Source organism: Nonomuraea cavernae, from assembly GCF_040655715.1.
Taxonomy (GTDB): domain Bacteria; phylum Actinomycetota; class Actinomycetes; order Streptosporangiales; family Streptosporangiaceae; genus Nonomuraea; species Nonomuraea cavernae_A.
This window is the reverse complement of the sequence record NZ_JBFAKL010000027.1, coordinates 34,529-54,653: the sequence shown is the minus strand read 5'-3', so window position 1 is coordinate 54,653 and position 20,125 is coordinate 34,529. Positions and strand designations below refer to the sequence as shown.

The window sequence follows — 20,125 nt, the reverse complement described above, 5'->3', positions numbered from 1 at the left end:
TCGTAGGGAAGGATGCAGGCTCTGTTCTGATCTACAACGTAAAGGACGGAGGGTGCTGGAGGGCGAACGGACGGTCGCGTCGGTGGCGCGGGAGTTCGGGATCAACCCCAGCACCCTGGGCGGCTGGGTAAACAGGCACCGAATCGTGCACGGCGAGGCCGAGCGGCCGGCCTCGGGGCCGGAGCGGGCGCGGGTCCGCGAACTGGAGCTTGCGTGACCGGAATCGTCACCGACTATCCCGACGAGTTGCGTGATCTGCTGGAAATGTCGGTTCCGTCAGGGATTCGGGTGCTGGTTCGCGCCTGGATCACCCTAGGATCCCCTTCATGCAGCCACTGCGCCCCGGGGATCCGACAGCGCTGGGCCCCTATATGCTTCTCGGTTTCCTCGGTGAGGGCGGGCAGGGCGCCGTCTTCGCTGGGCGGGCACCCGACGGCACCGCGATCGCGGCCAAGGTCCTGCACGCCCGCTTCGCCGGTGACACCGCCGCCGTACAGCGCTTCCAGCGTGAGGTCGAGCTGGCCCGCCGGGTGGCCCAATTCTGTACGGCACGCGTGCTCGACGTCGGATTCGCGGGCGCCGTGCCGTACATCGTCTCCGAACTGGTCGAGGGCGTCTCCCTCCAGCAGGCCGTACGCACGCGTGGCCCCTTGACCGGCGACGATCTGGTACGGCTCGCGGTGGGGACCATGACCGCTCTGATCTCCATCCACCGGGCGGGCATCGTACACCGCGATTTCAAGCCTTCCAACGTGTTACTGGCCGCTGACGGACCTAGAGTGATCGACTTCGGCATCGCCAGGGCGCTGGACGCCTCCTCCGTCACCGCCAGCAGTGTGGTGGGCTCGCCCGGCTACATGTCGCCCGAGCAGATTCGGGGCGAGCGGATCGGGTCCGCCTCGGATCTGTTCTCGTGGGCCGGGACGATGGTCTATGCCGCCACCGGTTCGCCCGCGTTCGGCCTCGACTCCATCCCTGCGGTCATGCATCGGGTGCTCAACATCGAGCCTGACCTCCGGGCCATCGGTGAGCCGCTGCATGACGTGCTGACGGCGTGTCTTCAGAAGGATCCCGCGCTGCGCCCTGACGCCCAGACGGCCTGGAACGCGCTGATGGATGGCTCCCCAGCCGCCGTACCCGTGACACCTCCCCGGGACAGCGTGCCCGGCGGCAACTCTCGCAGGGACAACGGACCTGCTGAGGCTCGCCGTGACACCACACCGGCGTCGCCTAGACGAGACCATGCTGCCCGCCGTACCTCCACGTGGGGACGGCCTGCGGTGGCGGTGGTGGCGGCGGCGGTGACGGTGAGTGCGGCCTACATCCTGTGGCCCGCGCCCTTAACCAGCCCGCCCGCAGTCGCAGACCCAGCGGTCACCACCACGCTCGGCCAGCCGGCCTCAGCCACGCCGGCTCCTGTCACGCCAACGTCTGCCACGCCAACCGGCACGACCCCGCCGGCCTCCGCCCGGAAGGCCACTCCGAGCACAAGCCCGACCCCTTCGTCGGCCACCACTCCAACCCCCACCCCGACGACAACCCCCACACGACGCCCTGCAGTGTCTGGACGCTGGGATACGAAGGGTGACGTGTCAGAGTGGGACATCACCGGTCCACGCAGCGCCAAGTTGATCCGATACCCCGAAGGACCCACAGGCCCCGGCTGGGGGTTCCTGATGTGGACGAAGCGGCCGATGAGCACCAGCTTCACGCTCTCGGTCCGCGCGCGCTTGCTCGAGTACGGCCGCCGAGACGAGACCCCGAAGTACGGCTTGCTGTTCTCCAACACGGAGCCGGGCAACGACATCGGCTACTACGTCGAACCGCTCACCGCAGAGGGCAAGCTCACCGTCCTGGTGATGGAGAAGGGTGCGTTCAGCGCGGAGCGCATCCCATGGCCGTTCGGCTTCGACCCCGATGACTTCCACACGCTCAAGGTGACCAGGAAGGGCTCGACCTATACCTTCCATGTGGACGGCCGACAGGTGTCCCAGCGTGAGGTGCCCGGAGTCGACCCACAAGGTCTGGGCCGGGTCGGTCTGGCCGGGTTCGACGTCCTCGCCGCATTCCGAGACTTCAGAATGCAGAAATGAGGTGTACGACACTCGGAACATTTCCTCGGTCAGCGCCGTTACCTGCGCCAACGTTCATCGCTGTCCTCCTCCCCGCTGTGTGCGGCGGACCCAGCGCCTAGGACGTTGGTGTTAAGCGGGTCATCTTGAGTGGGTTGCTTGCGGCAGATGGCTCTGTCGGCCTCACCCAGGGGGTGAGATTCGGCTCGCCGCCGTGTTTCACCCGCGGTTGTCTGCCCTGGCTCGGGCGTCCATGGGGCCGTGAAGGGCCGCCACGGAGCGGGCAGAGGATCGCCTTCTCCCTCAGCCGGTGGCCGTGATCCAGGTACTTCGAGCTCAGTACCGACCAGGCAGCCACGCTTACATGGGCGCTTGGCGCAACTACCTCATGCATGCCGACCCGAACGTCCGCGATCGGCTTCACGCGGTGCTGGTCCAGCGGAAGCTCATCGCTCCTGAGACCGGCGAAGACGCAATTGTGAAACTGCTCAATGCCGACTTGGCCCTCTGGGCCATCACGACGTTCGACGGACTGTTCCGGTGGGCGAAGGCACGCATGGGTATCCAGGCTCCCTTCGCCGAAGGCGCTTGGCCAGGGGAGCGATTTCGGCGGATCAGTGCAGAGCAGTAACGGATCTTGAGCAGTGTTACGACGTACGGTGGCGTTCGGGAGCCAGGGCGGGGTGGACTTGCCGCCATTCAGCGGTCCGGTGCGGATCCCCGTCAGCCGATGCCAGGTTGCGGGACATCCGTATGTGTATCTGTGCATCAAACACGCCTTGATCGGTCTGCATCATATTCCAAAGGTTTCCTTGACATCTGATCGTGATTGACCCAGGATTCCAAGCATGTCTTTGGAATCCTGGAGGAAGCGGCCACGACGGGTGCTCGACGACCCGGCCGCCATGCGGGCATTCGCCCATCCCGTCCGCCTGGCACTGCACGAGCTGCTGATGCGGGCCGGCGCCACAACCGCTGCGGACGCCGCCCGCGAGGTCGGCATCAGCCAGGCACTGGCCTCCTACCACCTACGGCAACTCGCCAAGTACGGCTTTGTGGAGCAGGCCGAGGCGCGCGACGAACGGGAGCGGCCGTGGAAGGCGACGTCACTGACCCAGGAGTGGTCCGACGCCGAGTCGACCCCCGAGGCATCGGCCGCCCGCGGCCTGCTAGAACAGGTCATCGCCGAACGGGCGCTGTCACGGCTGGCCGAATGGCAGGAGCGCCGCATGGACGAGCCGGATGAGTGGCGGAAGGCCGGTGGGATCGGTAGCTCGTACCTCTACGTCACACGCGACGAGCTCACCTCGTTCGACGCCGCGATCGAACGTCTGCTGGAGCCGTTGATGGCGCGGATCGCCGATCCGTCCGAGCGGCCTGAGGGGGCTCGGCCCGTCCTGCTGACCACCCTCCTGGTTCCGCTCCCGACCACCGGCACCGGTGACTGACGCCAGGGACGCCACCTTGCCGGGAGAGGAACCGGCAGGGGAGGCCACGGGAGCTGCTCCGGAGAAGTCGACCGAGGAGGCGCCGGGCGGGATCCGGAGCCTGCTCGGAATGAACCAGGACTACCGGCGACTACTCACGGCCGGGCTGATCTCCCAGACCGGTGACTGGGTCATCAGCACCGGCCTGGCCTACCACGTCTACGTACTCACCGGGTCCACACTGTCCAGCGCCACCATGCTGCTGGCCGCCCGGTTACCGGACGTTCTGCTCGGCTCACTGGCGGGCGTGCTCGCCGACCGATGGGACCGCCGCAGGCTGCTGGTGATCACGGACGTGCTGCTCGCGCTGGGGCTGCTGCCTCTGCTGGCGGTACGTGAACCGGGGCAGGTGTGGATCGTCTACGCCGTCGCCTTGTGGACGGGCGTGCTCAGCACGGTCTTGTTCCCCGCCCAGAAAGCCCTCGTGCCACAGATCGTGGCTGCCCCGCAGCTCGTCAGGGCCAACGCCTTGCACGGGCAGAGCGGACAGGCCGCCAGACTGCTGGGCGCGCTGGCGGGCGGGGTCGCGGTCGGCGCGGGCGGGCTGGCCGCCGTCGTATGGATCGGCGTCGCCGGCTTCCTGATCTCCGCACTCCTGCTGGCCCGCCTGCGGACGCCCGCTCGACGCACCACGGCCGCGACGACAATGGGCGGGCAATGGGTCTCCGGGCTGCGGCTGGCCAGAAACAACCGCAGCGTGCGCCTGCTGATGGCATACATGGTGATCACAGGTTTGGGCGAGGGCATCTTCGCGACGCTCGCGGCACCGTTCGTGGCAGATGTGCTCGGCGGAAAAGGGGACGCGTACGGGCTGTTCCTGTCGGCGCAGGCGGTCGGCGGTATCGCCGGCGGTCTGGCGGTCGCCGCCCGCCCGGGAAACGCCACGCCGCGGGCGCTGTTCGGATGGGGGACGGTCGTCTTCGGCTTGGCTGACCTGGCACTGTTCACCTACCCACTTCTGACGCATGAGCTATGGCCGGCCATCGCGCTGATCGCCCTGGCCGGGATACCGGCCGCGGCGGCGATGGCGGGACTCACCACATTCGCCCAAACGGCCACCAGCGACGACCGGTTGGGCGCGGTGTTCGGGCTTCTCATCAGCGCCCAGGCTGCCACGTCGTTGCTCGGAATGGCGCTGGCGGGCGTGCTCGGCGAACGGCTCGGCATTGTCCCGACGCTCTGCCTGCACGCCGGCGGGCTGATCACGGCGGGTCTGCTCGTTGTGGTGAAATCAGAACGTCATACCCGATGACCTGCGATGACGTGTGCTTCTACCGGCCTCCTCGCGATATCGCTATCTAACGTCTTCTCTGATCTCGAACCGATCCCTCGGTTCCTCAAAACCGCATATGAGTTCGAAGACACCCTCTCAGAAAGCACACCAGGCGCCGGCGGGCTGAGCGCCGATCCCTTTCCGGATCGGCGTCACTACCGAAGCCCGCCGGCGTCCCATCCGGCGCGGTCGTCCTGGAGCGGCGGTCGCGAGTACGGAACAACTGCACCGTAGCGCAGAGGACTACGGACAAGCCCCCCGAACTGCTGGCCATCCTGGATCAGCGGGCCAGCGTGGTGGCCATGTTCACCAGCATGGCGATCGGCGTAGCCGGGCTGGTGATCGCCGTTCTGGCGTTACGGGGTCCCGTCCGCGCTGATCCCGGCCAGCCGGTTACCCTCGCCGCCCCAGACGCGCCGGAGGCCACACCGAAGGCGCCGCGGCGGGGGTCGGCCTCGGGCGAGCGTTCGATCGCCATCGGCGGCGATAACGCCAGCATCGACCGCGCCATCATGCCGCTGCAGGTCAGCGCGGCCATGCGGCTTCACCACCTGATCTCCACGGAGCTGACCACCCTGCGCAACGCGGCCCCCGGCGGTAGTAACCAGTGCGCTACGCGGCTCAACTCCGTGACCGGCCCCACCCTTGATCGTCCTACCCGGGCAACCTCTCAGAGGGTTCCAGTCAACCGGGACTCCACCTCGCGGTAGCGAGCCACGGGAATCAGATGCACACCGTCGAAGGCACCCGAGTCGCGGATGGCCAGGACCTGCTCACAGGCCGCCTCGACCCCGGCGAGCCGGTCGGTCGCCACTCTTCCCACCAGCTCGGCGGGGATGTCGATGTCCGGGATGGCGGCGGCCAGGCGGCGGGCGTGGTTCTCGCTGGCGATGACCATCACGCCGGCATAGACCGGCACGTCCACCGGATTGGCCTCCCGCCATCGCAGCAGCGCGTCCAAAGAGAAACTGACCTGAACGAGCACGAAATCGGCCGCGCGCTTCCAGGCGGGCAGGGGGCGCAGTCCGGCGGCGGTGCCGACCCGGAAGGCGGGGCTTCCCGCGAAGGCGGGGTCCTCACCGAGTCCGCGGACCTCCTCGATCATCGAACGGACAGTCAGGTCGCTGGTCCGGTTGCCCGTGGTGGGTTTGTCGCCGTACACGAACAGGAACTGCTCCACCCCGTACGCCGCGGCGGTGAGCAGGTCGCGGCGGAAGCCCAGCAGGTTGCGGTCGCGGGAGTTGAGGCAGGCGATGCTCCGCCCGCCCATCGCCTGGACCTCGTGGGCGACGGCGACGCTGGAGACCGTGGCCCGGCCGATGTGGTTGTCCGGGATGAGGAAGGAGCCGGCGACCCTGCTGAGCGTGCCGATCTGGTGACGGACGTGTTTGAGGTCCGGACGGGTCGGCGGCTCGATCTCGCAGATGACCTCGAAGGGGTGATCAGTCATGAGATCAAACCTACGGAAACCGTGATTTCCAGGCCGGGCGTTCCACTGGATGAGAACGACTCAGACCGCCGGACGACTCATCCATGTGTGAGCTACGGCGGGGAAGGCATTTCCAGGTTGCCATGCGCATGGTGGCGTGCTGGGTGTCAGCTGGTCCAGAGCGAGGGATCGGGCCACTTGCGCATACGGTCGTCGTCGGTCAGCGGCCGGTACTGCGTGACGGCGATGAGGCCGCCTGAGGCGTCAAAGCCCCGGAACTCGGCACTGTCGTGGACGTGGCGGATCGCATGCGGCACGGTGACCAGACCGCCGGGCGGAACGGAGAGGTTGATGACCTCTCCGGCGTAGCGCACCTGCACGGTGGCCACCCGCCGCGTGGCCATCACCGTCAGGTCGGTCACCCATGCGGTGTCGGGCTTGTCGAGCCGGGCCGACAGATCTATCAGGTGGTTGCCGTGCCAGCCGGGCAGCGGCTCTTCCGGCCGGTGCAGCACCCACTCCGGCATGCCGCCTCCGCCCGACGTGGGAGGGTTGCGTGACATCGCCAACGACACCATCGATCCCCGGACCCTGGATGAAGACGAGCAGGTCAGCCTCGTCACCCCCCACTACCTGGGGCGCCGGAGGACTACCCCCGGCACGGCTACCTCCTGCGGTGAGCGACTTCACCGGCCGTACGGCAGAGGTGGAGGAGCTGACGCGTTATCTGTGCCCTGCTGGCCAGAACGGCCACGTGCCCATCGCGGCTATCAGCGGAGCACCGGGAGTGGGCAAGTAGGCGCCGGCAACATCAGGTCGCCCATCTGCCGCGGGACGAGGGCGCCTTGAAAGGCGTCGCTCGCGCTTCGGCAGCTTGGAAAGGCAGGAAATCAGCTCCCGCGGGATGTCGAGGATGGCACGACAGGAAAGCACGTGGAGTCATTCGGAGATTACGGGTCGTGAACAATCGCTTCTTCCGGGGACTTCATGGTCATGTCAGGGGAACAACAACACCTCGGCATCCCAGCCGACCCCCGAGGATCACCCGTTTTGCCTGCTGGGAATACCTAAATACCTTGACACTCGTTACGGGCGGCCTGTTTACTGACCCCACCGAAAATAGGGTTTTCTACTGGGGGAATAGATGGCGGACCCATCATCGGCCGCGATCGTCCTGCGTGGTCTGGGTACGGTTTGCGTCGCGACAACGCACGGAAGTCATCACATCACGTCACCGGTCCTCAGATCCTTGCTTGGTATCCTCATCATCAGATGGCCGAACCCGGCGCCTGCCCCCGCATTGATTTCCGAGATCTGGGGAATGTGTCCGCCAAGGAATCCCTCCGCGACCCTGCAGCTCAGCATCTGCAAGCTACGAAAATGGCTGAGACAGATCACCGGAGCGACCGTCGGCATCAGGAAGGCGGCGGGCGGATACATCCTCGAGCCAGGCGCCGCGAAAACAGATCTCGGCGAGTTCCGGCGTCTCGTCAAGGAGGCCGAGGCGCTAGCCGGGCGGGAGGCGTTCGAACGGCTGGCGCGGGCCCTGGAGTTCTGGTCCGGCAGCCCTCTCAGCGACGTCCCTGACCACAGGAAGAACGCTCCGTACATCGATGTGCTGGAAGCCGAGCGAAGGCAGGTCATCCGCCGGTGCGCGCAGCTCGCCGTCGCTGTCGCCCCGGACGCCGGTGTCACCCTGGCCCGCGGCCTGTGCCTGGAGGATCCGTTCGACGAGGAAGCCCATGCGATTCTCCTGGAAGCCCTCGGGAACACCGGAGCGCATGCCGAGGCGCTCGCCGAGTTCGACGCCATACGCCAGCGGTTGTCCACGGAATTGGGGATCGCGCCAGGAGCCAGATTACTGCGGGTTCAGGAATGGATACTCAGGGGCAGGAGTTACGCGATCCCGCCAGAACCGTGCAGCCGTATGGCGATCGCACTTGAACGTGAGCAACGGGTCCTCGACCTCGCCTCCGACCTCGAGTCGTTGAAGGAACGGGTTAACGAGATCTTGGCCCGGCTCGATAATCTGCGACCCGTTTCGGCGGAAAGTTAGAAGAAACAAAACGGAAGTCCTGTGGCCTCACACTCGACTCGTCAGATCTGCCGCGCAGAGCGAGGAGAGAGAGCCCATGGGCGTCGAACGAACACATGTAGGACTCGCACCCGATGGACGCTGGGTCTCGGTGACATGTGTCAGCGAGACCATGCAAGAGGACTGGCAATGGGGTTTCCGGCTGACCAGTCGCACGATGGCGGTCGGTGTGACCGTGGCCAGGGCGGATTTTCTCGATTTCCTCATTGAAGACGGCGGGCTGCGACAGGTTCAGCAGGTCACTTACCGCGGCCAGTCGCTCACCCTCTACTACGACCGTGCCGACGAGAACTGGGTCGCGGGCCTGCGCTCGACGCATCACAGCCTGACGATCGCGGGCACCATTCCCCCCAAGGACAGCGAGACCAAGGCTCCGACGCTGAAGGCGATCGTCGCGCTGCTCGACCAACTCGTCGTCAAGGACGTCCCGCAGGGATTGACCCTCGACCCCCACCCCGGCAGCGGCATCACGATGTGGGCCATCACCGGCCAGAAGGTCACCGACGCGGGCCCGATCACCCTCTACAGGCGCGCGGAGGCGACCGGCCTGCTGTCAACGGAGCCTGGTCTGGCGGTCCAGGGTGGAGAGGTCTGGAAGAAGACGCTGGGCGGTGAGGACGGCGGTCTCGGGCGTAAGTACGTCCATGCCGGAGAGACCGCCGTGTGCATGATCGATGACGACCTGGGGGTCCTCCCGTGGGTGACGAAGGCCGGTCAGGAGCAACTGCTGACCACTTTGAAGGTCAGCTGGGGTTAGCCCGATGACCGGAGTCCTCCTCTCCCTGCTGGTGACGGCCTGGGTCGCGATCGCGCTTCTCGCCTTCGGTTACGCCGGCCTGCTCGGGCAGATCAGGCAGATCAAGGATCAGCACGTCAGGTCCGTCACCCCGCAGAACACCTTTCCCGAACTGGCCGCGCCCTCGGCCACGAGCCGCACGATCGCCCTTGCGCTCACGACGAGCTGCGGCACCTGCGAGACCGTCTTCGAGCCCTGGCTGGAACTGGAGAAGCAGCTCGTGGCCGACGGCCACCGGACGGCGCTCATCAGCATGGACGGCGTGGACGTCTGGAGTGAACGTGGCGCCAAAGAGGTGGTCCAGGCAGGAGAGCTGACCTCGGCGCTGCTGATCTCCTTTCAGCCCGCCCTGCTCGTCTTCGATGCGGCCGGTGACCTGATCTCCGCGGATCCGGTCGGTTCGGCTGACGCTCTCAGCATCCTTTGCCGCCAGTGAGCGGCTGATTCGTCCTCTGAAAGGTCGACACGCATGTCCATGCTTCTCAACCGGATCCCCGAACTCACCATCCAGCCCAGAGCCACCGTTCCCGTTTCGACCACCCCGGCAGGCGCCGCCGAGCCCCGGCACCTGGTGCCGAAGATGGAGCGACGCGGATTCCTCCGCGTCGCCTTCGCCGGTGCGGCGACGCTGGCCCTGACCGCCTTCGGGTGGATCACGGACCGGCTACCGGCGTTCGCCGCCACCCGTACGTCCATGCACCCCTCCGACTGCATGGGCGTGAACGTGTCGGGCGACACCCCCTGCTGGGGACGGACCTATATCAGCAAGTCTTACTGCGCCTCGGACCTGTACCACCGCGTGGACCGGGTGACTATCACGGGCGGATACCGCAAATACAACTGGGAGGCCGCCTGCGGCACCTACGCGGGCTGGTCGTGGAAGATGAGCACCGGCCAGGCGGTCACCTGCTTCGACGGGTACTACAACAACTACGTCAACGGCGTCAACAAGGGGAAAGTCACGACATGCTGCAAGTCGATCTAGCCTCGGAACGTCTGAAGCGGCGCCTGGTCTCTCCGCTGTGGATGGCGGCCGCCGCCGCGATCGCCGCCGCCGCCGCCACTCTGGGTTCCGCCTTTGTCGGCGGGCTCACGGCGATCGTCGTCGGCGCATGCGCGGTGGGAATCATGGCCGGGTATTCGACTTCGGGTTCGGTTTGAAGCCACAACTCAGCAGCTTTGCTGACCTCGTCGGTCTGGCGGGGTTCACGAAATGTGGTCTTCTTCAACCGAGGCCTGATGGTCGGCGGCACCTGTACCGGAGTTCTGCTCCTGGTGCCCGCCTCACTCGTGCAGGCCGTTGTCCCGCCCGTAGCGTGCCTGGTGGTCCTGCTCGGCTTCCTGGCCGTGTGCGTCGGCTGCGACACCAGGATCGTCCCCTGGCGGCTGCCGCAGAACGCCCGGCAGGTCCCCAGCGACATCATCGTCAGGGCGGAGGGGCAAGGCGCGTTTCAGTTCGGGTTCGAAATGGGCACCGGGCTGCGCACCTACGTGCCCGCTCACATCCCGCACGCCCTGGTGGCGGTCGCCCTGCTCGGCACGCCGTGGTGGCTGGCCCCGCTGCTCGGCCTGTCCTTCGGGGCCGGTCGAACGATCATGGTGTTCTCGTCGGTCCTGTCGGGTGACGCCACCGCGTGGGACAAGGAGTTCGCACGACACCGCACGGCCATCCTCAGCATCTGCTGGATCGCCGTGCTGATCATCATCGCTCTCCTCTTCAGGGGAGGCGCGGTGCGATGAGCAGGTGCCGGCCGTGCATCTGTGAACCCGGTACGGCCGCGCATCTGTCGCGTGATCTTTTTCGTGTGGGTGTTGACGCCTTCGGCTCGGACGGTGGTGTCGGTGCACCGAGTTGATCAATCGACGGATCCTGCTCCGGGCCCAGCGGCCGGCGGGCTGTCCCGCCGGCCGCTGACACGCCGAGTCTTTGGCATTTGCCTAGTCCGCATCCACAAGTGTTGCCATAAGGGAATCATCGTTTCCAAAATCCGGGTAACAGTTTCCCTGCGCGCGAAAGCTGGTGAAGCATCATGCGCTCCTGGCTGGTCAGGATCTGCGCGACCCTCTTGATCCCGTTCCTCATCCTCACGGCCGCCCCCGCCAGGGCCTCCGCCGACCCGTCCGCACCGGGCGCGTACCCCGTCGGCTACGCCGACGTCAGCGTCTCCGCCTCCGGCCGGTCGTTCAGCGCCAGGGTCTACTACCCGGCGGCCTCGGCGGGAAGCGGCACGGCCGTCGCCTCCGGGCAGTTCCCGGTGACGGCCTTCGGCCACGGGTTCTTCCAGAGCATCAGCAAGTACGCCTCCCTGGGCAGGCACTGGGCCTCCTGGGGGACCATCACGATCATGCCGACCTCACAGGGCGGCCTGTTCCCCAGCCACAGCGCCTTCGCCGACGACCTGAACGCCGCGCTGACCTGGATGGTGGCGCAGAACTCCACCTCCGGCTCGCGGTTCAACGCCCACGTGCGCACCAACCGGCTGGGACTGTCGGGTCACTCGATGGGCGGCGGCGCCAGCGTGCTGGCCGCCGCGCGCAACTCGTCGGTGCGGACGGTGACGAACCTGGCCGCCGCCGAGACCAACCCCTCCGCCAAGGCCGCCGCGGCGACCACAGCCGTCCCCATGCAACTGGTCGCCGGCTCCCAGGACACCGTCGCGGGCCCGTCGGGCCACCAGATCCCCATCTACGACGCCAAGCTCGCCCCCAAGCAACTGCGCACGATCGTCGGCGGCTTCCACTGCGGCTTCACCGACTCCGGCGGCATCGGCTGCGACAGCGGCTCGATCAGCCGGGCCGCCCAGCAGGCCATCACCCGCCGGGTGACTACTACCTGGCTGCTGTACTACCTGCACGACGACACCACTCAGTACGACGCGGTCTGGGGCACCTCCGCCCGTAACGACCCAGCGGTTCAGTTCCTCGGCGTGCAGTGACCTCACTCCGGCCCACCCGCCCCGGCCAGGGGCGGGTGCAGGAGCGGCGGCCACACGCCGGGCACGAACAGCCCCAGCACGAACGCCCGCCCGGGCAGCGCCGACCGGCTCTTGGCGCCGAGCTTGGCGCGCAGCCGCACCAAGTGGTAGTCCACCGCCTGGCGGGTCAGGTACAGCCGCCGGGCGATCTCCGCGTTGGACGCGCCCGCGGCGACCAGCCGCAGCACCTCGCCCTGGAGCGGGCCCAGCACGGGTGCGGCGGAGGAGATCTCGTCCAGTACGGCCACCGCCCGCCACGGCATGCCGTCCGCGCGGTGTTCGACGGAGGCGCTGACCCGGGCGCGGATCACGGCCCCGTCACCGCGCATGAGCCGCAACCGCGTCCGGTAGACCTCCAGCCGCCCGAAGGCCAGCATCCGCCAGAAGGGCCGCTGCGCGTCGATCTCACCAGGCGCGAGCAGTTCCTCCGCCAGGACACCGTCGAGCTCCTCGGCGGTACGGTCCACCACGGAGCGGAAGGCGGGATTGCTCTCCCTCACCCGGCCGAGCCCGTCCACTGCGGCGATCGGGATCCGGGCACGTTCGAAGTACACCTGATACCGGCCCTTCATGACCGCACCATAGAAAATCTCTTCCGAACGGTCCATCCCCGTCACGCGGGAACCTGCTCCCAGGGCCTCACCGTCGCGACGGTGGGAGCCGATGCGGCGGCTCGGACGCCGCCTGATCGGCCGCTGCGCCGGCGTCGTGCGCCCGGCGAGGTGACCCCGCGTCCGGGTCGCGGTCATGGCGAGGCCGGTGCCGCCGCGCCGGACGTCAGAGCCGCCTGTACGATGCGGATCGCCTCGCCCGCGTCGATGCCGACGCTGGCGATCACGGCCGCGTAGTCGGCGGCGGCCCGGCGGGCCCGCTCCCGGCCCTCCTCGCCGCCGGCCGACACGAACGAGCCCGCCCGCCCGCGCGTCTCGATCAGCCCCGCCTCCTCCAGCTCCCGGTAGGCCCGGCCGACCGTGTTGACGGCCAGGCCGAGGTCGGCCGCGAGGTGGCGGATGGTCGGCAGCCGGGCGCCCACGGCCAGCGTGCGGTCCTGGATCTGCTGGGCGAGCTGTACCCGCAGTTGCTCGAACGGCGGCACCGGTGAGGCCGCGTCGATGACGATCATCGGACGCCCATGACCCGCCGGGCCACCGTCGCGCACGACGGCGTCCTGGCATGGAGCGCGACGCACGCGGCCAGGCTCAGGACCAGGTAGGCGAACGCGGCGGCATTCCACCAGCCGGGCGCGGTGCCGACCAGCACCACCGGCAGCGTCCACTGCACGTTCGGCGTGGTGAGCTCGCGGGTGTCTTCGACGCGCATGATGACGTCGGCGGTCAGCGACTCCTCGTCCTCCGCCACGACCGGGAAGCTGAGCAGGTGGCGCAGTTGCATGGCGGTGATGGCCGTCGCGCCGAGCAGGCCGATCAGCACGACGACGGCCAGCTGCCGCACGGTGGGCTCGGGAACGGCCAGGGCGCTTGCGACCAGCACCATCGCGCCGGCGAACGTGGCGACGGCGAAAATGGCGAACGGCCGGCCGAGCACGGTCCGCCAGCCGGGCTGGATCGGATGGGCGGCCCTGCGCGACAGCGTCGCGCCCGCCCGCTGGTCGACGCGTCGCACCCACCGGTCGAGCAGGGACTGTGCCAGCAGTAGCCCGGCCACCGACGCGGCCAGGGCCAGCAGCGGCAGCGGGCGATGCGGCTGGAGGCCGCCGAAAGTGGAAGTGGCGGCGAGGGCGCTCACGATGATCAGCGCGGCCAGGATGACGTAAGTGGCCAGGCGGGCGCGTCTGCGGACCGCCAGCCGGCTGGCGAGCAGCGGGGTCGGGTGGGTGTCGGCCAGGTCGTGGTGGGCCAGCCACTCGCCCGCCATGCGCAGATCGGTCGTGCGCGCCGGCGGGTCGGTGTCCGGTAGCGGTTCACGGGTCATAGCGCCTCTTTTGTCGCAAGCTTTGTAGCAACATGATGCGTCATACCTTGCGACAAAGTCAACGCCCCGCGTCGCCGACGAGCGTCACCCTCTCCCGCCACCGGCACCCACCGGATGACCGTCTACCGGAGATCTCGATCAACCAGCTCCGCATGGACACCTGGTCGCGCCAGTAGGCCGGCACCGGACCGGCGACGCCGGCGCCGGACCGGCGACGCCGGCGCCGGACGAGAATCCGCATGGCGCCCCTCCTTGTCATTCAGTCCACCCACGTACGGCGTGAATCGCGGTGAAGGCCAGCAGGGAGGTGGCGGTCCGCGGCGGATCCTCGAGCAGGGGCGAGTGTCCGAGACCGGGCAGCAACTCGACCTTCGCGCCCGGAACGACGCGGTAGTCGGAGGCGGATGAGGATCGCCATCTGCGGTCGTCCTCGCCGAAGATCACCAGTAGCGGCTTGCCGAGCGCCGTCAGCCGATCCGGGAGCGCCTGCTGCTCCATGTAGTGGCTGGTAGCCTGCATCGTCGTGGTGAGCGTGTGGTAGGTCATGGCGCGCACCTCGTCCAGGAGCTCTTGTGGGATCTGGAAGCCTGCGCGGCTGAAACCGGTGCTCGCGAACTGGCGGAGCTGCTCGTCGGTCGGCGGCCACTGCGAGGGGCCGATCGCGGCGGATCGCGGTGCGATGAAGGCGTCCAGGCTGGGGCCGGTGTTGATGAGCGCGAGCGCGGTCACCAGGTCGTGGCGCTGTTCGGCGAGAGCGGTGGCGACCGCGCCGCCGCTGGAATGGCCGGCGACGATGGCGTGCTCGACGCCGAGCCGGCCCAGTACCACGCTGGCCCGGCGTGCCTGCTCCGGGAGCGCGTAGCTGCGGTCGGCCGGTTTGGCCGACCGGCCGTGCCCGAGCAGGTCGATCCGGATGACGCGGTGAGATCCGGTCAGCAGCGGAACCATCGGGTCCCACGATCGGGTCGAGGATGCGGAGCCGTGGATGAGCAGGAGTGCGGGGGCGTCGCGGGGGCCGTCCTGGCACACGTGGATATCGCCGTCGTCCAGGGGCAGGATCGAACTCTCGGTGGTCTGGGGGCCGCCGTTCACGTATGGACCTCCGTCGGAAACAGTCATGAGCCCACTGTCGCCGCCGGTACGCGCCGGAGGATTGGACGAATGTTCCCTTCAGCCGGCTCGCTAGCATGGGACGATGCGGACGTTCATGCACGGTGCGGCTGCGTGGGGTGTGGCCTGCCCGCAACGGCCCAGCCGGGTGGCCGGTGTCACCATGGCCGGGTTCCGTGTCCGTGACCTGGACGCGCTCCGGATGGTCCCGCACCCGGCCGTGACGCTGCTTCTGGAGTTCGGCGCCGGTTCGCCCGTCATGGACGATGCCGCCGGGCGGCAGCAGCGGGGAAGTGTCGTCGCGGGGCCCGGGGTCGGGGCCGGTGGCGCGCTCTGGGCTCGGGGTGAGAACGTCGAGTGTGTGCAGGTGCGCCTGTCCCCGGTGGTCGCACGCGCGGTTTTGGGCGCCTCCCCGGCCGACTTCGACGGCGCCGTCGTGTCCCTTGAGGACCTGTGGGGCCGGGAGGTGTCCCGGATCCGTGAGCGACTGGGCGATGTCTCGTCGTGGCAGGATCGCTTCGCGTTGACGGACGCGCTGCTCGCCCGCCGGCATGAGGCGGGGCCGCCGGTGGACCCGGAGGTGGTCCGGGCCTGGGGCCGGATCGTCGGCAGCCGTGGCCTGGTCCGGGTCGACGGACTTGCGGCCGAGGTCGGGTGGAGTCGTAAGCGGCTGTGGTCCCGGTTCCGGTCGCAGCTCGGCCTGCCGCCCAAGCGCGCCGTGAAGCTGGTCCGCTTCGACCATGCCGCTCACCGCCTGGTCGCAGGTGAAGGCGCGGCCCAAGTCGCGGCCGACGCCGGCTACGCCGACCAGTCCCACCTGCATCGGGACGTCATGGCGTTCACCGGGGCAACCCCCGCGACCGTGGCCGGCGAGCCGTTTCTCGCCGTTGACGGCATCGCCTGGCCCAGCCGCGGAACACCCGCCAAGCCCCACGTCTCTGCGGATCTGGGTTGGGCCGCCGGCCGGAGGTGAGACGGCTGCCGCTGTGAACGTGGCCGCGGTCACCTGCGCTGGGCGGGTCCGGCGCCGCACTTCTGAGAACGGATCCGCGCGTCACATCGTGGCGGGGACGCGTTCGGGAGGAGAAGGTCGGTACGTTCGTCCTGTTCGACATCCCCACCACGAGCGAGGACCCCGTCGTGCGAGCCATCACCGTTCGAGACCGCGCCACCGGTCTGGCCGGGCTTTCCCTGACGGAAGAGCCATACCCGCACGCCACCGAGAACGACGTCGTCGTCAGGGTGCATGCCGCAGGCTTCACCCCCGGAGAGCTCGACTGGCCGGGAACGTGGACCGATCGCGCCGGCCACGACCGGACGCCCAGTGTGCCCGGGCATGAGGTGTCGGGCATCGTCGCCGAGCTGGGATACGGAACAACCGGCCTGACCGTCGGCCAGCGGGTGTTCGGGCTGACCGACTGGACCCGCAACGGCTCGCTGGCTGAGTACGTGGCGGTGGAGGCCCGCAACCTCGCGCCGCTGCCGGCCGACGTCGACCACACCGTGGCCGCCGCACTGCCCATCTCAGGACTGACCGCGTGGCAGGGCCTGTTCGACCACGGCCGCCTAACCGCCGGCCAGACCGTCCTGATCCACGGCGTCGCGGGCGGTGTCGGTTCCATCGCGGTGCAGCTCGCACGCGAGGCGGGAGCCCGAGTGATCGGCACCGGCAGGGCCGGCGACAGGGACACAGCACTCGGCCTCGGCGTGGCTGCCTTCTTGGACCTGCAGGCCGATCCCGTTGAAGATGCCGGTCAGGTCGACGTGGTGTTCGACGTGATCGGCGGCGACATCCTGGACCGCTCGGCCGCGCTGGTGCGCGCCGGCGGCATGCTCGTCACCATCGTCTCGCCCCCACGGTCCGGCCCCGTGACGGGCAGGCGATCTTCTTCGTCGTCGAGTCGGATCGTGCCCGGCTGGCGGACCTGGCACAGCGGGTCCGGGACGGACGGCTCCGCCCGATCGTCGGGGCCGTGCGGACGCTCGCCGAGGCGCCCTCCGCGTTCGCGCCCGCCCAGCGCACCCCCGGCAAGACGATCATCCGGGTCACGGAAGGCGAATAGCCGGCTCAGTCGCCGGTGTATCGGCTCGGCTGCATTCGAGCAGACCACCGCATTTGAGCAGCCCATCACCAAGGCTTGAATTCGCCCGTGGTTAGGCTCCGAAAAGCGTGGACATGGTCATCATCACTCCTCCTGACCGAGACCCATTCCCAGGTGAACCACTTCGGCTGTGCGGGGACGGAATCCGAGACGCCGAGTGATCACCCGTTGCGCCTGGAAGGTCCAAGCAGGATAGGAGAGCCGTCATGGTCCTAGTACGGTTTGCCGGTGGCCTTCTGGCTGCCGGCATGGTGGCCGCGTCCGTCGCATGCGCGCCCACAGCAGTGCGTGCGACCGACCAGGTGCCAGTGGCCGCCACGGTTTCGCAACCACCGTCCGAGACGCTATCGCCTCTCTTGGAGCAGGCTCTTCCACAGGTCAAGGGCAAGACGTTCACCTCGGCGATCGTGAACTTCCCGCCCGCCGCACGCGCGGCGCCGCATCGGCACGCCAACGCTTTCGTCTACGCCTACGTACTCGAGGGCATTGTGCGCAGCCGGCTCGGTGGCGAGCCGGTGCGTACGTACCGCCAAGGCGAGAACTGGGTCGAGCCGCCGGGCGCCCACCATGTGCTCACGGAGAACACCAGCCGGACGCAACCGGCGAAACTGCTGGTCGTCTTCGTCTCCAACACGGGAGACCAGCTCAAGGTCGACGACCCGCCAGGGTAGCGCGATCGGCTGGGCGCAACGGCGCGGGCTTGATCAGCACGACCCCGCATTGAGTACCACCGCCGGCATGCGGCCAAGGTCGGACATCGAGACCTGACGACCAGATGAAAGCTGAACCCATGTTTCCGGAGACTCCCGCCGCCGCGGCGGCGCTGTCGGTGGCCACCCGTTTCTACTCGCCCGCGCTGTTCAACCACTGCGTCCGCTCCTACCTGTGGGGAGCGGTGTACGGCACGGCGCACGGGATCGCCTTCGATGACGAGCTCTACTACGTCTCGGCGTTGCTCCATGACCTCGGGCTGACGGAGGCCTTCGACAGCCATCGGCTGCCGTTCGAGGAGGCGGGAGGGCAGCTGGCCTGGGTCTTCGGCGTGGCGGCCGGCTGGCCGGCGGAGCGGGCCGCCAGGGTCACCGAGATCATTGTGCTGCACATGCGTGACGACGTGTCCCCGGCCACCGACCCCGAGTCCCACCTGCTGCAGGTCGCCACAAGCTGGGAGGTGGTCGGACGGCGGCCGGAGGAGTTCTCGCCGGACGCCAGGGCGGAGATGCTCGCCAGCTATCCTCGGCTGGGCTTCGGCGCGCAGTTCCTGGCGTGCTTCGAGGACCAGGCGGGGCGCAAGCCGGACAGCGCCGCCGCCGCATCGGTCAGGAACGACGTCGCGGGGCGGATCGCCGCCAACCCCCTCGAAGGCCGCCCACCCGCCTGACGTCGCCGCCGACTCGCACGCGGCGTTGCGACCGGTCGACGTGTCGGCGATCGCGTCGATCCTCACCCCGGCGCGAAAACCGCGCGATCTGACGATCGAGGCCCCGATCGACGACATCGGCCCCTGCGGGCCGCCGTCATCGTCGGCATCGACCGCTCCTGCCTACCGAGGGGTGACCTACGCACTTCGAAGTGCCCACTTCCTGTTGGGGAGTTACCCAGCCCACAGTGGTGCAAGGCAACCACCGATCACCAGCCACAAGGAGCGAACCCGTGAACACTGCCGCATCCCGTACCGCCACCTTCCGGACGGCCGTTGTCCGCACCCCGAGCGGACCCGACTCGATCGAGATCATCGACGTTCCCGTCGTCGAGCCCGGGCCCGGCGAGGTCCGGGTCGGGATCGCCGCCGCGGCGGTCAACCCCGTCGACCTCGGGGTCGCGGGCGGCTTCTTCCACGCCGCGGGGTTGATCGACCAGCCCGAGCGCACCGGCCTGGGCTGGGAATTCGCCGGCACCGTCGTCGCCGCCGGCCCCGGCGTGGACTTGGCCGCCGGCACCCGGGTCGCCGGCCTGGTGGACGGCTTCGACCGCGACTTCGGCACCTACGCCGAGCAACTCGTCGTGCCGGTCGCCGGTCTCGCCGTCGTACCCGACGGGCTGGATCTGGCGGTGGCGTCGACGGTGCCGCTCAACGGGCTGGCCGCCGCCCAGATCCTCGACCTGCTCGGCGATGCGCCAACCGGCGGCGACCGGCTGCTGGTGACCGGCGCGGCCGGCGCGGTCGGGGGCTACGTCGCCGCGCTCGCGCCCGCTCGCGGCTGGCAGGTGACCGGTCTGGCCAGAGCCGAGGACGAGGAGTTCGTCCGCGGCCTCGGCGCCGGCTTCACCACGCATGCCGAGCCGGGCTGGGACGCGGTCGCCGACGGCGCGGCACTGCAGGAGCCGGGCCTCGCCCTGGTCCGCGACGGCGGCGCGTTCGTCGGTGTCCGGCCGAACGCCGTGCCGGCCGCTGAGCGGGGGATCACCGTAGCCGTCGTGGTGACCCACCCCGACGGCCCTCGATTGAGCGGCCTGCTGGCCCGCACCGCGTCCGGCGAACTGCCGGCCCGGGTGCACGCGGTCGTGCCGCTGGACCAGGTCGCCGACACCCACCGGGCCATGGCCAAGGGCGGGGTGCGCGGTCGCTACGTGCTCAAGCCCTGACAGCGGCGCCGGCATGCGACCTCAACGACAAAGATGCTCAAGCCATGGCCAACGCCGTAGACCCGGAAACGACGGGGCCACCGGCGGGCCCATCCGCGGATCCGCGCCGTTCCCGGGACGGCAGGCGCAGTATCTTCTCCATCGATACCGCGACCGGCATGCCGGCCTGCCCGAGCCGCAGGCGGCATCACCGGCCGGGCGAAGCGGAGCGGGAGGCGGCTCGGCCACGCGCGTGGCAGACGCCGGTGCCCTCGCCCCCGGCCCATGA

Annotated in this window: 26 protein-coding genes; 18 read left to right on the top strand and 8 right to left on the bottom strand. The window is 68.8% G+C overall.

All coding sequences use genetic code 11. The annotated features are described in order from the left end of the window. Positions 1 to 52: 52 nt before the first annotated feature. The 5 genes from AB0I38_RS31560 (at position 53) to AB0I38_RS31540 (ending at position 4,811) form a co-directional block, all read left to right on the top strand. The gene (locus tag AB0I38_RS31560) at positions 53 to 217 is read left to right on the top strand and encodes a transposase (protein ID WP_358487840.1); all 165 of its coding nucleotides are present in this window, start codon (positions 53 to 55) and stop codon (positions 215 to 217) included. Positions 218 to 326: 109 nt separating this feature from the next. Continuing rightward, positions 327 to 2,093, top strand: coding sequence for a protein kinase domain-containing protein (locus AB0I38_RS31555; protein ID WP_358487835.1), 1,767 nt, complete (start codon positions 327 to 329; stop codon positions 2,091 to 2,093). A 289-nt stretch (positions 2,094 to 2,382) separates the two neighbouring features. Beyond that, a complete protein-coding gene (locus AB0I38_RS31550; protein WP_358487829.1) occupies positions 2,383 to 2,703 on the top strand; it encodes a hypothetical protein in 321 nt (106 codons plus the stop codon). 217 nt (positions 2,704 to 2,920) lie between these two features. Then, positions 2,921 to 3,520, top strand: coding sequence for a helix-turn-helix domain-containing protein (locus AB0I38_RS31545; RefSeq protein WP_358487826.1), 600 nt, complete (start codon positions 2,921 to 2,923; stop codon positions 3,518 to 3,520). After that, complete coding sequence (locus tag AB0I38_RS31540) at positions 3,513 to 4,811, top strand: MFS transporter (RefSeq protein ID WP_358487823.1); 1,299 nt, start codon at positions 3,513 to 3,515, stop codon at positions 4,809 to 4,811. The genes AB0I38_RS31545 and AB0I38_RS31540 overlap by 8 nt, the downstream gene beginning before the upstream one ends. A gap of 301 nt (positions 4,812 to 5,112) precedes the next feature. Here the strand turns inward: AB0I38_RS31540 and AB0I38_RS31535 are convergent, their stop codons facing one another. From AB0I38_RS31535 to AB0I38_RS31525, 3 genes are all read right to left on the bottom strand, one after another. Then, entirely contained in the window at positions 5,113 to 5,370 is a 258-nt protein-coding gene (locus tag AB0I38_RS31535) for a hypothetical protein (RefSeq protein ID WP_358487818.1), read from the bottom strand. A gap of 132 nt (positions 5,371 to 5,502) precedes the next feature. Next, positions 5,503 to 6,282, bottom strand: a complete 780-nt coding sequence (locus AB0I38_RS31530; RefSeq protein WP_358487815.1) for a methylenetetrahydrofolate reductase — start codon at positions 6,280 to 6,282, stop codon at positions 5,503 to 5,505. A gap of 146 nt (positions 6,283 to 6,428) precedes the next feature. Next, positions 6,429 to 6,824 carry a hypothetical protein gene (locus tag AB0I38_RS31525; RefSeq protein ID WP_358487811.1) on the bottom strand — a complete coding sequence of 132 codons (396 nt, stop codon included), beginning with the start codon at positions 6,822 to 6,824 and terminating at the stop codon, positions 6,429 to 6,431. A gap of 113 nt (positions 6,825 to 6,937) precedes the next feature. Between AB0I38_RS31525 and AB0I38_RS31520 the strand changes: the two genes are divergently transcribed. The 8 genes from AB0I38_RS31520 (at position 6,938) to AB0I38_RS31485 (ending at position 12,088) form a co-directional block, all read left to right on the top strand. Next, a complete protein-coding gene (locus AB0I38_RS31520) occupies positions 6,938 to 7,060 on the top strand; it encodes a hypothetical protein (protein ID WP_358487808.1) in 123 nt (40 codons plus the stop codon). A gap of 450 nt (positions 7,061 to 7,510) precedes the next feature. Further along, entirely contained in the window at positions 7,511 to 8,317 is an 807-nt protein-coding gene (locus AB0I38_RS31515) for an AfsR/SARP family transcriptional regulator (RefSeq protein WP_358487805.1), read from the top strand. A gap of 76 nt (positions 8,318 to 8,393) precedes the next feature. Further along, entirely contained in the window at positions 8,394 to 9,113 is a 720-nt protein-coding gene (locus AB0I38_RS31510; protein ID WP_358487801.1) for a hypothetical protein, read from the top strand. A 4-nt stretch (positions 9,114 to 9,117) separates the two neighbouring features. Continuing rightward, positions 9,118 to 9,588 (top strand): hypothetical protein, encoded by a 471-nt coding sequence (locus AB0I38_RS31505; RefSeq protein ID WP_358487797.1) that lies wholly within the window; start codon positions 9,118 to 9,120, stop codon positions 9,586 to 9,588. A gap of 33 nt (positions 9,589 to 9,621) precedes the next feature. Then, positions 9,622 to 10,137: a hypothetical protein gene (locus AB0I38_RS31500; RefSeq protein ID WP_358487794.1), complete on the top strand. Its 516-nt coding sequence runs from the start codon at positions 9,622 to 9,624 to the stop codon at positions 10,135 to 10,137. Beyond that, positions 10,119 to 10,313 (top strand): hypothetical protein, encoded by a 195-nt coding sequence (locus AB0I38_RS31495; protein ID WP_358487791.1) that lies wholly within the window; start codon positions 10,119 to 10,121, stop codon positions 10,311 to 10,313. Before AB0I38_RS31500 ends, AB0I38_RS31495 begins: the two co-directional genes overlap by 19 nt. Before the next feature lie 54 nt (positions 10,314 to 10,367). Continuing rightward, positions 10,368 to 10,892, top strand: a complete 525-nt coding sequence (locus AB0I38_RS31490) for a hypothetical protein (RefSeq protein WP_358487787.1) — start codon at positions 10,368 to 10,370, stop codon at positions 10,890 to 10,892. A gap of 290 nt (positions 10,893 to 11,182) precedes the next feature. Continuing rightward, complete coding sequence (locus AB0I38_RS31485; RefSeq protein ID WP_358487785.1) at positions 11,183 to 12,088, top strand: alpha/beta hydrolase family protein; 906 nt, start codon at positions 11,183 to 11,185, stop codon at positions 12,086 to 12,088. 2 nt (positions 12,089 to 12,090) lie between these two features. On the opposite strand, the gene AB0I38_RS31480 is transcribed toward AB0I38_RS31485, so the two are convergent. The 5 genes from AB0I38_RS31480 to AB0I38_RS31460 form a co-directional block, all read right to left on the bottom strand. Continuing rightward, the gene (locus tag AB0I38_RS31480; RefSeq protein ID WP_358487783.1) at positions 12,091 to 12,699 is read right to left on the bottom strand and encodes a LuxR C-terminal-related transcriptional regulator; all 609 of its coding nucleotides are present in this window, start codon (positions 12,697 to 12,699) and stop codon (positions 12,091 to 12,093) included. Positions 12,700 to 12,872: 173 nt separating this feature from the next. Next, a complete protein-coding gene (locus tag AB0I38_RS31475; protein WP_358487779.1) occupies positions 12,873 to 13,250 on the bottom strand; it encodes a GntR family transcriptional regulator in 378 nt (125 codons plus the stop codon). Continuing rightward, the gene (locus AB0I38_RS31470) at positions 13,247 to 14,059 is read right to left on the bottom strand and encodes a hypothetical protein (RefSeq protein WP_358487771.1); all 813 of its coding nucleotides are present in this window, start codon (positions 14,057 to 14,059) and stop codon (positions 13,247 to 13,249) included. Before AB0I38_RS31470 ends, AB0I38_RS31475 begins: the two co-directional genes overlap by 4 nt. 58 nt (positions 14,060 to 14,117) lie before the next feature. Next, complete coding sequence (locus AB0I38_RS31465) at positions 14,118 to 14,300, bottom strand: hypothetical protein (RefSeq protein WP_358487768.1); 183 nt, start codon at positions 14,298 to 14,300, stop codon at positions 14,118 to 14,120. A 14-nt stretch (positions 14,301 to 14,314) separates the two neighbouring features. Then, the gene (locus tag AB0I38_RS31460) at positions 14,315 to 15,178 is read right to left on the bottom strand and encodes an alpha/beta fold hydrolase (RefSeq protein ID WP_358487765.1); all 864 of its coding nucleotides are present in this window, start codon (positions 15,176 to 15,178) and stop codon (positions 14,315 to 14,317) included. Positions 15,179 to 15,254: 76 nt separating this feature from the next. Here AB0I38_RS31460 and AB0I38_RS31455 point away from each other — a divergent pair, with 76 nt between their 5' ends. The 5 genes from AB0I38_RS31455 to AB0I38_RS31435 all read left to right on the top strand — a co-directional run bounded on the left by AB0I38_RS31455 (position 15,255) and on the right by AB0I38_RS31435 (position 19,857). After that, positions 15,255 to 16,142, top strand: a complete 888-nt coding sequence (locus tag AB0I38_RS31455; RefSeq protein WP_358487761.1) for an AraC family transcriptional regulator — start codon at positions 15,255 to 15,257, stop codon at positions 16,140 to 16,142. Positions 16,143 to 16,309: 167 nt separating this feature from the next. Further along, positions 16,310 to 17,311: an NADP-dependent oxidoreductase gene (locus tag AB0I38_RS31450; RefSeq protein ID WP_358487757.1), complete on the top strand. Its 1,002-nt coding sequence runs from the start codon at positions 16,310 to 16,312 to the stop codon at positions 17,309 to 17,311. A 166-nt stretch (positions 17,312 to 17,477) separates the two neighbouring features. Next, positions 17,478 to 17,942: a cupin domain-containing protein gene (locus AB0I38_RS31445; RefSeq protein ID WP_358487753.1), complete on the top strand. Its 465-nt coding sequence runs from the start codon at positions 17,478 to 17,480 to the stop codon at positions 17,940 to 17,942. 119 nt (positions 17,943 to 18,061) lie between these two features. Beyond that, positions 18,062 to 18,652, top strand: a complete 591-nt coding sequence (locus tag AB0I38_RS31440; RefSeq protein ID WP_358487750.1) for a cyanamide hydratase — start codon at positions 18,062 to 18,064, stop codon at positions 18,650 to 18,652. A gap of 272 nt (positions 18,653 to 18,924) precedes the next feature. Continuing rightward, on the top strand, positions 18,925 to 19,857 hold the full coding sequence (locus AB0I38_RS31435; protein WP_358487747.1) for an NADP-dependent oxidoreductase: 933 nt from the start codon (positions 18,925 to 18,927) through the stop codon (positions 19,855 to 19,857). The last annotated feature ends 268 nt before the right edge of the window (positions 19,858 to 20,125 follow it).